This is a genomic window from Neorhizobium sp. SOG26 (genome assembly GCF_003491345.1).
GTDB lineage: Bacteria > Pseudomonadota > Alphaproteobacteria > Rhizobiales > Rhizobiaceae > Neorhizobium > Neorhizobium turbinariae.
Window position 1 is genome coordinate 2,080,126 of record NZ_CP025512.1, and the last position, 13,359, is coordinate 2,093,484.

General features: G+C 63.3%; 11 protein-coding genes. 5 read left to right on the forward strand and 6 right to left on the reverse strand.

The annotated features are described in order from the left end of the window. Window positions 1-54 precede the first annotated feature (54 nt). Window positions 55-243, reverse strand: a complete 189-nt coding sequence (locus tag CYG48_RS10365) for a DUF3008 family protein (protein WP_118850306.1) — start codon at window positions 241-243, stop codon at window positions 55-57. Window positions 244-391: 148 nt separating this feature from the next. Between CYG48_RS10365 and CYG48_RS10370 the strand changes: the two genes are divergently transcribed. The 3 genes from CYG48_RS10370 (at window position 392) to CYG48_RS10380 (ending at window position 2,372) form a co-directional block, all read left to right on the forward strand. Continuing rightward, window positions 392-649 carry a hypothetical protein gene (locus tag CYG48_RS10370; RefSeq protein ID WP_118850307.1) on the forward strand — a complete coding sequence of 86 codons (258 nt, stop codon included), beginning with the start codon at window positions 392-394 and terminating at the stop codon, window positions 647-649. A 140-nt stretch (window positions 650-789) separates the two neighbouring features. Continuing rightward, window positions 790-1,602 (forward strand): nucleotidyltransferase family protein, encoded by an 813-nt coding sequence (locus CYG48_RS10375; RefSeq protein WP_118850308.1) that lies wholly within the window; start codon window positions 790-792, stop codon window positions 1,600-1,602. Between the two features lie 83 nt (window positions 1,603-1,685). Then, window positions 1,686-2,372, forward strand: a complete 687-nt coding sequence (locus CYG48_RS10380; protein WP_118851604.1) for a metallophosphoesterase family protein — start codon at window positions 1,686-1,688, stop codon at window positions 2,370-2,372. 36 nt (window positions 2,373-2,408) lie between these two features. Here CYG48_RS10380 and lpdA read toward each other — a convergent pair whose 3' ends face one another. From lpdA to CYG48_RS10405, 5 genes are read right to left on the reverse strand one after another with little or no spacing between them, the layout of a single operon-like run. Further along, window positions 2,409-3,806, reverse strand: coding sequence for a dihydrolipoyl dehydrogenase (gene lpdA, locus CYG48_RS10385; protein WP_118850309.1), 1,398 nt, complete (start codon window positions 3,804-3,806; stop codon window positions 2,409-2,411). A 2-nt stretch (window positions 3,807-3,808) separates the two neighbouring features. Further along, window positions 3,809-5,101, reverse strand: a complete 1,293-nt coding sequence (locus CYG48_RS10390; RefSeq protein WP_118850310.1) for a dihydrolipoamide acetyltransferase family protein — start codon at window positions 5,099-5,101, stop codon at window positions 3,809-3,811. 1 nt (window position 5,102) lies between these two features. Next, complete coding sequence (locus CYG48_RS10395) at window positions 5,103-6,116, reverse strand: alpha-ketoacid dehydrogenase subunit beta (protein ID WP_118850311.1); 1,014 nt, start codon at window positions 6,114-6,116, stop codon at window positions 5,103-5,105. Window positions 6,117-6,119: 3 nt separating this feature from the next. Next, window positions 6,120-7,352: a thiamine pyrophosphate-dependent enzyme gene (locus tag CYG48_RS10400; protein WP_118850312.1), complete on the reverse strand. Its 1,233-nt coding sequence runs from the start codon at window positions 7,350-7,352 to the stop codon at window positions 6,120-6,122. A 46-nt stretch (window positions 7,353-7,398) separates the two neighbouring features. Further along, complete coding sequence (locus tag CYG48_RS10405; RefSeq protein ID WP_118850313.1) at window positions 7,399-8,526, reverse strand: acyl-CoA dehydrogenase family protein; 1,128 nt, start codon at window positions 8,524-8,526, stop codon at window positions 7,399-7,401. A 185-nt stretch (window positions 8,527-8,711) separates the two neighbouring features. On the opposite strand from CYG48_RS10405, the gene treZ reads away from it, so the two are divergent. Then, window positions 8,712-10,523 (forward strand): malto-oligosyltrehalose trehalohydrolase, encoded by a 1,812-nt coding sequence (treZ, locus tag CYG48_RS10410; RefSeq protein WP_118850314.1) that lies wholly within the window; start codon window positions 8,712-8,714, stop codon window positions 10,521-10,523. Beyond that, window positions 10,520-13,051: a malto-oligosyltrehalose synthase gene (gene treY / locus CYG48_RS10415; RefSeq protein WP_118850315.1), complete on the forward strand. Its 2,532-nt coding sequence runs from the start codon at window positions 10,520-10,522 to the stop codon at window positions 13,049-13,051. Before treZ ends, treY begins: the two co-directional genes overlap by 4 nt. The last annotated feature ends 308 nt before the right edge of the window (window positions 13,052-13,359 follow it).

Here is a 13,359-nt window from a genome sequence, read left to right on the forward strand (position 1 = left end):
CGGCGGCCGAACCCGTGCGCCCGTCTAGCGCAGAGCCTTCCCGAACCCAGCCTGTCAGTGCTGCGCCACGTGCTCCGGCTTGCCCTTGCGCTTGGTCGACGCAAGCTCGTCGAGCTGCTTTTCGCTCATCGACTTTTCCATGCTCTTCGAGGCGCCCTTGAGGTCGCCCTTCTTGATGTCGCCGCGCTTGGCGGCGAGCGCCGCACCGGCGGCTTTCTGCTGTGCTTTCGATTTGGCTGGCATGTGATCCTCCTTGGGGTTGCCGGCGATTCAACACCCGGGCGGAAGCCTTGGTTCCCGCTCCGCATGGGAACCTCTGCGTCGACGGTGGGTTGTCAGCCAACGAGCCTCGTCGCCGACGAAGGCTCAGGCCAATCGAAAGGATACGCGTATGGACGCCGAACGCAAAACAAACCCCGATGGTGAATCCGCTCGCTTCGAGCAGGAAGGCCGCGAACGTGCCGAGGATGCGCTGCACGCACAGGCCGACATGACCAATCTCGATGCCGTGAAGGAAGCCTCGCGGCTCGGCGGCGGCGACACCTACATCGTCGATGCCGACCTTGAAGATCTCGACGAGCGGTCGGACACCGACCAGCCCGACGGTCGCCCGAGCCCCATGGCAAACGCCGACAACCCGGAGCGCTGAGCGACACGGTGACCTGAACAAGGCCCGCGGAACCAGTTCACGGGCTTTGGTGTTGCTGTCTCCATTGAGACACGGAGACATCGATGGACGCCGACATAACGCCCACCGGATCAACAGCAACGGAACGCGGTTCCCACCCCATGGAACTGATGCCCGGCATCGAGGTGAAGGCTGCCCCGACGCTGGCCGATCCTGATTCCGAGGCCTTCGTGGCCGAGGCGATCGAGGAACTGGTGCGTTGCCACATCCCGTTCCTGCTTGCAGGCACGTTTGCGGTCAGCGCCTATACGGGCATCAGCCGCCCGACCAAGGATCTCGACATCTTCTGCAAGGCCGGCGACTACGCCCGCATCCTCGCCCACTTCAAGGAGCGCGGCTACGAGATCGAGGTCGAGGACGACCGCTGGCTCGGCAAGGTCAAGAAGGGCCGGCACTTCTTCGATGTGATCTTCGCGGGCTCGAACGGCACCATGCCGATCAGCGACGCCTGGTTTGAAAACGCCCGCCAGATCGAGATGAACGGCCACAAGGTGCGCATCATCGCGCCGACCGAGCTCATCTGGTCGAAATGTTTCGTGCAGTTGCGCCACCGTTACGACGGCGGAGACATCGTCCACATGATCCTGCGCGCCCACGACCAGGTCGATTGGGAACGCCTTCTCAACCACATGGAAGTGCATTGGGAAGTGCTGCTGATCCACCTCCTGAACTTCCGGTGGATCTACCCGACGGAGCGCGACAAGGTGCCGGACTGGCTGCTCGACGAATTGCTCGACCGGCTGAAGGCACAGCGCGAACTGCCCTTGCCGCAGATGAAGATCTGCCGCGGCCGCATGTTCAGCCGCGTCGATTTCGAGATCGACGTGAAGGAATGGGGTTTTGCCGATGTTGGCGGCGAAGGCGAGCTTCGCGAAGGCATCGAACAGGAACGAGCAGAAGGAGGATCGGCGTGACAGATGCGTTCGACGCGAACCGGGAAATCGAAGAGCCGACAGCGCCGGCACCGAAAACCAACGGCACCGCACGCATTGCTGCCATGGGTGACCTCCACGTCAAGGAACATGGCACCGTTTCCTACAAGGAGTTGTTCAGCGAAATCTCGCAGGCTGCCGATATCCTCGTGCTGACCGGCGACCTTACCGATCTCGGCAAGGTCAAGGAAGCCGAACTGCTGGCCGCGGATCTCCGGTCCTGCTCGATCCCGATCGTTGGCGTGCTCGGCAACCACGACTACGAATGCGGTTGCGTCGACGAGGTGCGGACCATCATCAAGGATGCCGGCGTGCATCTGCTGGAAGGCCAGGCGGTCGAGATCAAGGGTGTCGGTTTTGCCGGCGTCAAGGGCTTTGCAGGCGGCTTCGGACGCCACATGCTTGGTTCCTTCGGCGAGCCGGCGATCAAGGCCATGGTGGCGGAAAGCGTGGAAGAAACCATGCGCCTTGAAAATGCGCTCAGGCAGGTCCGCTCCGAGCGCGCCATGGTTGTGCTCCATTATGCGCCGATCCCCGAAACCGTCGAAGGCGAGCCCAAGGAAATCTATCCATTCCTCGGCTCATCCCGCCTTGCTGAAACCATCGATCGCTTCCCGGTCAAGGCCGTCGTACATGGCCACGCTCACCGGGGCCGCTATGAGGGCCGCACACCGGGCGGCGCACCCGTCTACAACGTCGCCTCGCATATCGAGAAACCGACCGGAAAACCCTACGCCCTGCTGGAGCTATGAACGCGGGCGCCGCAGCCACGTGACGCCGACCGGAGGCTAGATATGCAGCGCGTGGCCGAGCGCCTTCATCGCAGCTTCGGCAAGCCCCTCCGATTGCGACGGGTGGGCATGGATCGTCCCGGCAATATCCTCGAGCCTTGATCCCATCTCGAGCGCGAGCCCGAAGGCTGCCGAGAGCTCCGAGACGCCGGCACCCACCGCCTGGATGCCGAGCACGAGGTGGTTGTCGGCGCGCGCCACGACGCGTACGAACCCGTCCTCGGCCAAAAGGGTCATTGCGCGACCATTGGCGGTGAACGGGAACTGGCCGATCTTGATCTCGGTGCCAGAAGCGCGCGCCTCGTCCGGTGACAGCCCGACCGAAACGATCTCGGGATCGGTGAAGCAGACAGCCGGAATGGCGCGCCTGTCCCAGGACCGGCGTTTGCCCGACACGATTTCCGCCACCATCTCCCCTTGCGCCATCGCCCGATGCGCCAACATCGGCTCGCCCGTGACGTCGCCGATGGCATAGATGCCGCGCATGGAGGTTCGGCACTGGTCGTCAACCTTCAGGAACGGGCCGAGCATGTCGAGCTCCAGCTCTTCACGCCCCCAACCTTCGGTGACGGGGCGCCGCCCGACGGTCACCAGCACCTTGTCCGCATGGATCCGTTTTTCCTCGCCGTCCGCCGTCTCGATGAGCAGGCTCTCGCCATTGCCGGACTGTCCCCTCACCTTCGTTTGCAGAAGAAGCTCGACACCAAGCGCCGACAGCCGCTTTGCCACCGGCTGCGTGAGTTGCTTGTCGTAGAGCGGCAGCACACGATCGAGCGCCTCGATGATCGTCACCTTCGACCCCAGTTTGGCGAAAGCCGTCCCGAGTTCGAGCCCGATGTAACCGCCCCCGACAACCGCAAGCGTTCTCGGCACCTCGCGCAGTGACAGCGCTTCGGTCGAGGAGATCACCTTGCCGCCGAACGGCAACATCGGAAGCTCGACAGGCGCGGAACCTGTGGCGATGACGATTGCCTCGGCGCGGATGATCTGCTGCCCCGTCTCGGTCTCCACAACCACCGTCTTGCCATCCCGGAACTTCGCTCGCCCGACAACGATCTTGACGCCCGCCTTCTTGACGAGCCCCGCGACACCGTTCGTCAGCCGCCCTACAATCCCGTCCTTCCAGGCAATGGTGCGCGAGAGGTCGATCGCGGGGTTATCTGCGCGGATGCCCATCGCATTTCGGCCTGCCGCCATCTCGGAGGCGCGATGAAACTCGTCCGCCGCGTGGATGATGGCCTTCGAGGGGATACAGCCGATATTGAGGCAGGTGCCGCCGGCCTTCGTCATCTCGACGATCACCGTGTCGACACCCAACTGCCCCGCCCGGATGGCGCAGACATAACCTCCTGGCCCGGCGCCAATGACGAGAAGCTTGCAGTTGATCTCCTTCATGGTCACTCCTCGACAAAGATCAGCGCTGGCGTTTCGAGAAGCGTCTTCAGACGCTGCACGAAGACGGCCGCATCCCAGCCGTCGATCACGCGGTGATCAAAGCTGGAGGAGAGGTTTATCATCTTGCGCGGCACGAACTGCGTCCCGTCCCAATGCGGGCGGATCGCGAGTTTGTTGACGCCGACGATCGCGACCTCCGGATGGTTGATGACCGGCGTCGAAACGATGCCACCCATGGCACCGAGCGAGCTGATGGTGATCGTCGACCCGCTCAACTCCTCGCTCTGGGCAGTGCCGTTCTTCGCAGCGTCGGAGAGCCGCGCCACTTCGCGGGCGCAGTCAAAGATGTCGCGCGCTTCGGCATGCCGGACCACGGGCACGACAAGGCCTGCCGGTGTCTGCGCCGCAACCCCGATGTGAACGGCGCCGAACTGGCGGATGACGCCTGCCTCATCATCGAAGTGCGCGTTGATGCCCGGCTGCTCGCCGATCGCCTTCACCATCGCCCGCATCAGGAAGGGCAGGATCGTCAGCTTCGGCCGGTCCTTCTGCGCCCCGCCCGGTTGGGCATTGAGGCGGGCGCGCAGTTCCTCCAGCGCCGTCATGTCCACCTCCTCCACATAGGTGATGTGGGGGATGCGGGATTTCGCGAGCGCCATCTTCTGGGCGATCCGTCGTCTGAGACCAACGACCTTCACCTCCTGTACGTTGGTGTTGGGTTGCAGGCCGGCACCGACGGCCTTGCCGCCGCCGCGCTCCAGGAAAGCGTCGAGATCCTCGTGGGTAATGCGGCCGGCGGGCCCGGTCGGCGTCACCTGCCGCAGGTCGACGCCAGCCTCGCGTGCGCGCAACCGGACGGCCGGCGAAGCAAGCGGCCTGTCGCCTTCGGTGCGGGGAGCAGCCGGCGCACGTGGTTTTTCAACCGGCTTGGGTGGTGGAGGCGGCGTTTCGACGGCTGCAGGTTCAGGCGCCACCCGCTCCTGCATCGGTTCCACTGCCACTGCGGGTTCAGGCTTGGACTCCGGCTCGTCATGTTCGTCCGGCGCGTCCTCGCCGGCCACCTTGATCTTCAGGATGACAGTGCCCGTGGCGATCACGTCGCCCACCTCGCCATGCCGAAAGGTTACCTTGCCTTCCACCGGTGACGGAATCTCGACGGTGGCCTTGCCGGTCATGACGGCCGCAAGCACCATGTCTTCCTGCACGACATCGCCCACCTGGACATGCCATTCCACGAGTTCCGCTTCAGCAACGCCCTCGCCGACATCGGGAAGTTTGATGATCCGCTCTGCCATCTCAGGCCTCCATCATGTCGCGCAGGGCCTGGCCTACACGCGCGGGACCGGGGAAATAGTCCCATTCCTGCGCATGCGGATAAGGCGTATCCCAACCGGCCACCCGCATCACCGGCGCTTCGAGGTGGTAGAAGCAATGCTCCTGCACCAGCGCCACGAGTTCGGCCCCGAAGCCCGATGTCAGCGTCGCCTCATGCACCACCATGCAGCGGCCGGTCTTCTTGACGGAAGCGACGATAGTATCGAGGTCGAGCGGCAATAGGGTGCGCAGGTCGATCACCTCCGCATCGATGCCCGTTTCCTCCGCCGTCGCCTCCGCGACGTGAACCATGGTGCCATAGGCAAGCACCGTCACCGCCGACCCAGGGCGGCGCACCACCGCCTGCCCGAGTGGGATCGTGTAGTGGTCAGCCGGTACCTCGCCCAGCGGGTGGCTCGCCCAGGACGTCACGGGACGATCGTGATGGCCATCGAAAGGCCCGTTGTAGAGCCGCTTCGGCTCCAGGAAGATCACCGGATCCGGGTTCTCGATCGAGGAGATCAGCAGGCCCTTGGCATCATAAGGGTTGGACGGCACCACCACCTGCAGCCCGCAGACATGCGTGAACAGCGCCTCCGGGCTCTGGCTGTGTGTCTGGCCGCCGAAGATGCCGCCGCCGGTCGGCATGCGGATCGTGATGCCGCAGGAGAAGTCGCCGTTGGAGCGATATCGCAGGCGTGCAGCTTCCTGGGTGATCTGGTCGTAGGCGGGGTACATGTAATCGGCGAACTGCACCTCGACGCAGGGCTTCAGCCCATATGCGGCCATGCCGATCGCCGTGCCGACGATGCCGGATTCGTTGATCGGCACGTCGAAGCAGCGGGTCTTGCCATATTTCTGCTGGAGCCCCTGCGTGCAGCGGAACACCCCGCCGAAGTACCCCACGTCCTCACCGAACACGACCACGTCGTCGTCGCGTTCCATGGAAACATCGAGTGCGCTGCGAATGGCCTCGATCATCGTCATCCGCGGCATGCCTTACACTCCTGCCTTCTGGCGCTGGCGTTTCAGATGCGGCGGCATGGTCGCGTAGACGCCTTCGAACATGTCACGCATGGATGGGCGTCCGCCGGAGTGAAGCGTGCCATGCGACTCCGCCTCCTTCTGTGCCGCGACCACCGTGTCGCGGATCTCGGCTTCCGTCTGCTTGTGGCGTTCCTCGCTCCAGGCGCCGATCCGGATCAGGTGGTTCTTCAGCCGGATCACCGGGTCGCCAAGCGGCCAGGCTTCCGATTCCTCCTTCGGCCGATAGGCGGAAGGGTCATCGGAGGTGGAATGGGCGCCGACACGATAGGTGACGTATTCGATGAGCGTCGGGCCGATATTGCGCCGAGCCCGTTCAGCAGCCCATTTGGCGACAGCATGGACAGCAAGATAGTCGTTTCCATCGACCCGCAGCGATGGAAGGCCGAAGCCCAGTCCGCGGGCAGCAAAGGTGCCCGAGCCACCACGCGCAATCCCCTGGAAGGTGGAAATCGCCCACTGGTTGTTCACGACATTGAGGATCACCGGCGCCTTGTACGTGGAGGCAAACACCAGCCCCGCATGGAAGTCCGATTCGGCGGTGGAGCCGTCGCCGATCCAGGCGGCGGCGATCTTCGTGTCGTTCTTGATGGCCGACGCCATTGCCCAGCCCACCGCCTGCACAAATTGCGTCCCGAGATTGCCGGAGATCGAGAAGAAGCCATGGTCGCGCGCCGAATACATCACCGGCAGCTGGCGGCCTTTCAGCGGGTCGGCATCATTGGAAAAGATCTGGTTCATCATGTCGACCATCGGATAACCGCCCGCAATGAGCAGGCCCGCCTGTCGATAGGTCGGAAAATTCATGTCACCCGGGCGAAGCGCCTTGCGGAATGCGCAGGAGACCGCCTCCTCGCCAAGATGCTGCATGTAGAAGGAGGTCTTGCCCTGGCGCTGCGCCATCAGCATGCGCTGGTCGAAGGCGCGCAGCAGCATCATGTGCCGCAGGCCCTCCAGCAGTTCCTCGCTGGTCAGCGTCCCCGCCCAGGGGCCAACCGCCTCGCCCTCCCGGTTCAGCACCCGGATGATCGAAAAGGCGAGGTCGCGGATGGTTTCCGGATCGGCATCCACCTCCGGCCGCATGACGGATCCCGCCTTCGGGATCGGCACCCGGGAAAAGTCGGGCTTGCCACCCGGCCGCACTTCCGGTTCGGGTACGTTGAGGCTGAGCCTTGTTTCGTCTGTCATCCGCTTCTCCTCCCAAAGAACCGATTTCAGCTGGTGCGATCTTCCCTCAGGCAAATCCGCGAGCGATGATGATTTTCTGGATGTCCGACGTCCCCTCGTAGATCTGGCAGACCCGGACATCGCGATAGATGCGCTCCACCGGGAAGTCGGTAATGTAGCCGTATCCGCCAAGCGTCTGGATGGCGGCCGAGCAGACCTTCTCCGCCATTTCCGAGGCAAACAGCTTCGCCATGCAGGCTTCCGACAGGCAGGGCTCGCCGCGATCCTTCAGCCGCGCTGCATGCAGCACGAGTTGCCGGGCCGCCTCGATCTGGGTCTTGGCATCCGCCAGCCGGAAGGCGACCGCCTGGTGTTCGAGCAGCGCCTGGCCGAACGACTTGCGCTCACGGGCATAAATAACCGCGACGTCGAACGCCGCCTGCGCCATGCCCACGCATTGCGCGGCGATGCCGATGCGGCCGGCTTCAAGGCCAGAAAGCGCGATCTTCAGCCCCGCCCCTTCCGCGCCGATGCGCTGGCTTTCCGGGATCCGCAGGTTGTCGAACATCAGCGCCGCGGTGTCTGAAGCACGCTGGCCGAGCTTGTCCTCGACCTTCGATATCGAGAAGCCGGGAACGTCCGTCGACGTAACAAACGCCGAAATGCCGCGCTTGCCGGCGGAAGGATCGGTGACGGCAAAGATGATCACCGTGCCGGCGATCTTGCCGGAGGTGATGAACATCTTCGAACCGTTGATGAGGTAGTCGCTGCCGTCGCGGGTCGCACGGGTGCGAATGGCCGCAGCATCTGATCCGGTATCGGCCTCGGTCAGTGCAAAGGCACCGATATGGCGACCTTCGGCGAGCGGCCGCAGGAACTGCTCTTTCTGCGCGTCGGAGGCATGGGCGTTGAGAAGCGAACAAACTGGGGAGTTATGGACGCTGACGAGCGTCGACACCGCGCCGTCGCCTGCTGCAAGCTCCATCAGGGCGCTGGCATAGGCGACATAGGAGCAGCCGACGCCACCCCATTCCTCCGCGGTTCGCATGCCGAGGAAGCCCAGTTCCGCAAGCTGCCGCAGGACCTCCGGCTCGATCGCGTGGTTGCGATCACGCTCGGCGGCACCCGGTTGGAGCACCTCGCGCGAGAAGTCCGCAGCCGTTGAACGGATAAGCTCTTCCTCGTCAGTCAGCATGCCCAGATCTCCTCCCGAAACCGCCTGCATACAAGATAAAACTAATGCTGAAGCGGCAACCGCGCCACTGGCCTGGCTTGCGAAATGTTGTCCGGCCGCGCAATTTTCTTACCAGCGTCCAGGGTGATGGAACTACAATCCTGCACCGGCGTTTGCAGGTCTCTTTCAATGAGGGGCTGGTTGATATGCCGGATACGAATGGCGTTGCCGAATTTCGCGCTTTCCCGAAGAGCTGGGGCGCGGAATATGTTGCGGCCGGAGAGGTGCGGTTCAGGCTGTGGGCGCCGGGACAGGAAAAGGTCACGCTGCGCCTGAACGGCGAAGACACCGAGATGACCCGCGACGATGAGGGCTGGTTCGAGCTGCTGGCAACCGGCGTCACCCCGGGGGCCGAGTACAATTACGTGCTGGCGGACGGGATGGTCGTGCCCGATCCCGCGTCGCGGGCGCAGAAGCAGGACGTCAACGGCCCGTCGCTGGTCATCGACCCGACGAGCTATGACTGGCAGGACGCCGACTGGAAGGGCCGGCCCTGGGAAGAAACCGTCGTCTACGAGATGCATGTCGGCACCTTCACGCCGGAGGGCACCTTCCAGGCAGCGATCGAGAAGTTGCCCTACCTCGTTGATCTCGGAATCACCATGATCGAGGTCCTGCCTGTCTCGCAATTTGGCGGCAACCGCGGCTGGGGTTACGATGGAGTGCTGCTTTATGCGCCGCATTCGGCCTATGGTACACCGGAGGACTTCAAGGCCTTCGTCGATGCCGCCCACGGCCACGGGCTTTCCGTCGTGCTCGATATCGTACTGAACCACTTTGGCCCGGAAGGAAACTACCTGCCGCTGCTGGCGCCGGACTTCTTCCACAAGGAGCGCCAGACGCCTTGGGGTGCGGCCATTGCCTATGACGTCGATGCCGTGCGCCGGTATATCGGGGAGGCGCCGCTTTACTGGCTGGAGGAATACCATCTCGATGGACTGCGCTTCGATGCGATCGACCAGATCGAGGACGTTTCGGACAAGCATATCCTGATCGAGATCGCCGAGCGCATCCGCGCCGAGATCACCAGCCGGCCGATCCATCTCACCACCGAAGACAGCCGCAACGTCATCTTCCTGCATCCGCGCGAGGAGGATGGCTCCGTGCCGCTCTTCACCGGCGAATGGAACGACGACTTTCACAATGCCGCGCATGTCTTTGCGACCGGCGAGACGCACGCCTATTACAAGGACTTCGCCAAGCAGCCGGAAAAGCTGGTCGCCCGCATCCTGAGCGAAGGTTTTGCTTATCAGGGTGAGGTGTCGCCGCAGACCGGCGAGAAGCGAGGCGTCAAAAGCACTGGCCAGCCGCCGGTTGCCTTCGTCGATTTCATCCAGAACCATGACCAGGTCGGCAACCGCGCCCATGGCGACCGGTTGATCTCGCTTGCCGGCGTCGAGCGGACGAAGGTGCTGCTCGCGACGCTGCTGTTTTCGCCGCATATCCCGCTGCTGTTCATGGGCGAAGAATATGGCGAGACGAACCCCTTCCTGTTCTTCACCGATTTCCACGGCGATCTTGCCAAGGCGGTGCGCGAAGGCCGGGCGAAGGAATTCGAAGGCCATGCTGGCCACGAAGGCGAGAGCGTGCCCGATCCCAACGCGAAGAAGACCTTCGACGCTTCAAAGCTGGACTGGAACAAGCTCACCTCGAAGAACGGCAAGGACTGGCTCGCATTCACCCGGGAACTGCTTTCCCTGCGCCAGCAGCATGTCGTGCCGCTCCTCGCAACCGCCGGCGGCAACAGCGGCAAGGTCTTGAAGACCGGCGACGGTTTCGTCGCGGTCTCCTGGACATTCCCCAAGGGCACGCTGTCGATGGCGCTCAACATCGGCGAGAAGGCGCAGCCTGTTCCGGACATGCCCGGCCAACCGATCTTCAGCTGGCCGGCAAAGGCGCAGGATCTGCAGCCGAATTCGATCCTCGTCACCCTTGATGCCGCCGGAGACGCCGCATGATCCCGACAGCCACCTACCGCATCCAGTTCCGCAACGGCATGACCTTCGATCGTGCCGCCGCCCTGGTGCCCTATCTGAAGCGTCTCGGCATCAGCCATCTGTATGCCTCGCCGATCTTCACCGCTACCAGCGGTTCGACCCACGGGTATGATGTGACCGATGCCAACGAGATCGACCCGGTGCTTGGCGGTCGCGAAGGCTTCGACCATATGGTGAGGGTGCTGAAGGCCGAAGGGCTCGGGCTCATCCTCGACATCGTCCCGAACCACATGGCCGCCTCGCTGGAAAACCCGTGGTGGCGCGATGTGGTGGAAAGCGGCCAGGACAGCCGCTATGCCCGCCACTTCGACATCGACTGGTCGCGCCGCCTCACTCTTCCTTTCCTCGGCGATACCTTCGAGACGGTGCTGGAAGCTGGCGACATCTCGGTCAAGGCTGACCCGAAGACGGGGAAGCCAGCGTTCGCTTATTTCGAGACCTTCTATCCACTGAACCCGGCGACGTATGCCGGCCGCGAGCAGGAGGTCCTCGGCATCACGGATAAGGCGGCGATTGCCAGCCTGCACGACCAGCAACCCTACCGGCTGATGTCCTGGCGCGACGCCAAGCGCGACCTTTCCTACCGGCGCTTCTTCGAGATCACCGGCCTTGCCGGCGTGCGGGTGGAAGACGCCCAGGTGTTTGACGACACTCACCGCCTGATCCTGGAGCTTGTCCGCAACGGAGCGGTCGATGGGCTGCGCGTCGACCACGTCGATGGGCTCGCCGATCCCAAAGCCTATCTCGAAAGGCTGCGACGGGAAGCCGGGCCCGACTGCTACATCACGGTCGAAAAGATCCTCGGCGAAGGCGAGCACATCGCACCCGACTGGCCGATCTCCGGCACTACCGGTTACGAATTCATCGCTGCCCTCAGCGACGCGCTCGTCGATGGCAACAAGCTGGACGGCTTGCGGGCCGCTTACGAGACTGTCGTCGGCGCCCCTGTCGATATGGTCGGGGAGCTTCTCGCTGCGAAGCTCCTGATGGCAGACAACAACTTCCAGGGCGAGGTCAGCACGCTGCTGAAGCTTGCCATGCAGATCGGCGAGACGGAGGAAGGACCTCAGAGCTCCGAAGCATCGGTGAAGTCGGCGCTGCGCGAACTGCTGGTCAGCTTTCCCGTTTACCGCACCTACGGCACTGAAACCGGCCTGCCGCCGGAAGGCAAGCACATGCTCGACAAGGTGCTGCACGACATCCGTGGTGGCCAGCATGCGCCCGATGAAGCATCCCTCGCCTTCCTTGCGCGTATCCTCCGTGGCGAGGTCACTCCCGCCTCAGCAGAGCAGGCTGCGCTTTTCCGCACCCGCTTCCAGCAATTGACCGGCCCGCTGATGGCGAAGTCGGTGGAGGACACGCTGTTCTTCCGCCAGCACATGGCGCTGGCGCTGAACGAAGTGGGTGCCGAACCGCTGCCGCGCCCATTTTCGCTCGCCCGCTTCCACGAGGAGATGAAGACGCGACTGGAAAAACAGCCGGATGCGTTGTCGGGCACCTCGACCCATGACACCAAACGCGGTGAGGATGCGCGCGCCCGACTTTACGTGCTGACCGAAGCGCCGCAGCTTTGGGCGGAGGCGGTTACCCGTTGGCGGCACATCAACAAGGCATCCGTGCAGACGCTTGAGGATGGCCCTGCCCCCGAACCGGCCGTCGAGTGGATGCTCTACCAGGCGCTGGCCGGTGTCTGGCCGGCCGATCTCCAGGCATCAGACGCCGAAGGTCTAAAGGCCCTTGAGGAGCGGTTCGCCGCCTATGTCGAGAAGGCGATCCGCGAAGCGAAACATCGCACCAACTGGGGCGACAGCAACGAGGCCTATGAAGAAGCCGTGCTCGGGTACGCCAGCCAACTGCTCTCGCCGGAGAACAGCGCCTTCCTCCAGGATTTCGCCGACACGCTGAAGCCCATCATCCGCGCCGGGCTCGTCAACAGCGTCACGCAGACGATCATCAAGCTGACGGCACCGGGCGTTCCCGACATCTACCAGGGCAGCGAAAGCCTCGACTTGAGCCTCGTTGATCCGGACAATCGCAGGGAGCCCGATTTCGACCTGTTGCAACAGCGGCTGCCGGAACGCAAGAAGCCGACCTCGGCAGACGAGGAGGATTGGCAGAGCGGTCGGCTGAAACAGCAGGTCATCGCAACGCTGCTTCACCTGCGGCAGGAAGCGCCGTCCTTGTTCTGCGCTGGCGATTATGTCCCGCTTGAAGCAAAGGGCAAGCGTGCCGGGAATATCCTTGCGTTTGCGCGCGCCGATGAAGATGACGCCTTGATCGTCATCACCCCGCGGCTTGTCTTTAACGCGCTGCATCCGGGCCTCACCGCGCAGGATCGCTGGGCGGAAACGGAAATTGCGCTGCCGCCGAACCTCGCGAACCGCCGTTACCGCGACCTCTGCACCGGCAAGACAATCGACCCCAAGGAACGCGTCGCCGTGAACTGGGTTTTTGCCGACCACCCGTTTGCCTTGCTCGTGGCGCAGTGACGCCACGGCACCAACGGAAAAGGGCGCCGCTCCCAACCGGAGCAGCGCCCTTTTTGATTCTCTTCCGGAACTTGAAGTTCCAGATCTTTTCTAAATGAAATCAAGCGAATCCGACAAGATTTAAAACTGCGATAACGATGACGACTGCGCCAACCAACCAAACGATGCTGTTCATTATCTTCTCCTTTTGATGTCGTGGGTGGGAACGTCGCGCCGTTTAAAAAGTTCCGCTGTTCAAGCCTCTGCATGGGCCGCACCATGCCCGGGAACAATTGTGGACGTCTGCTTGTTGAACCGGGTTCGATAAA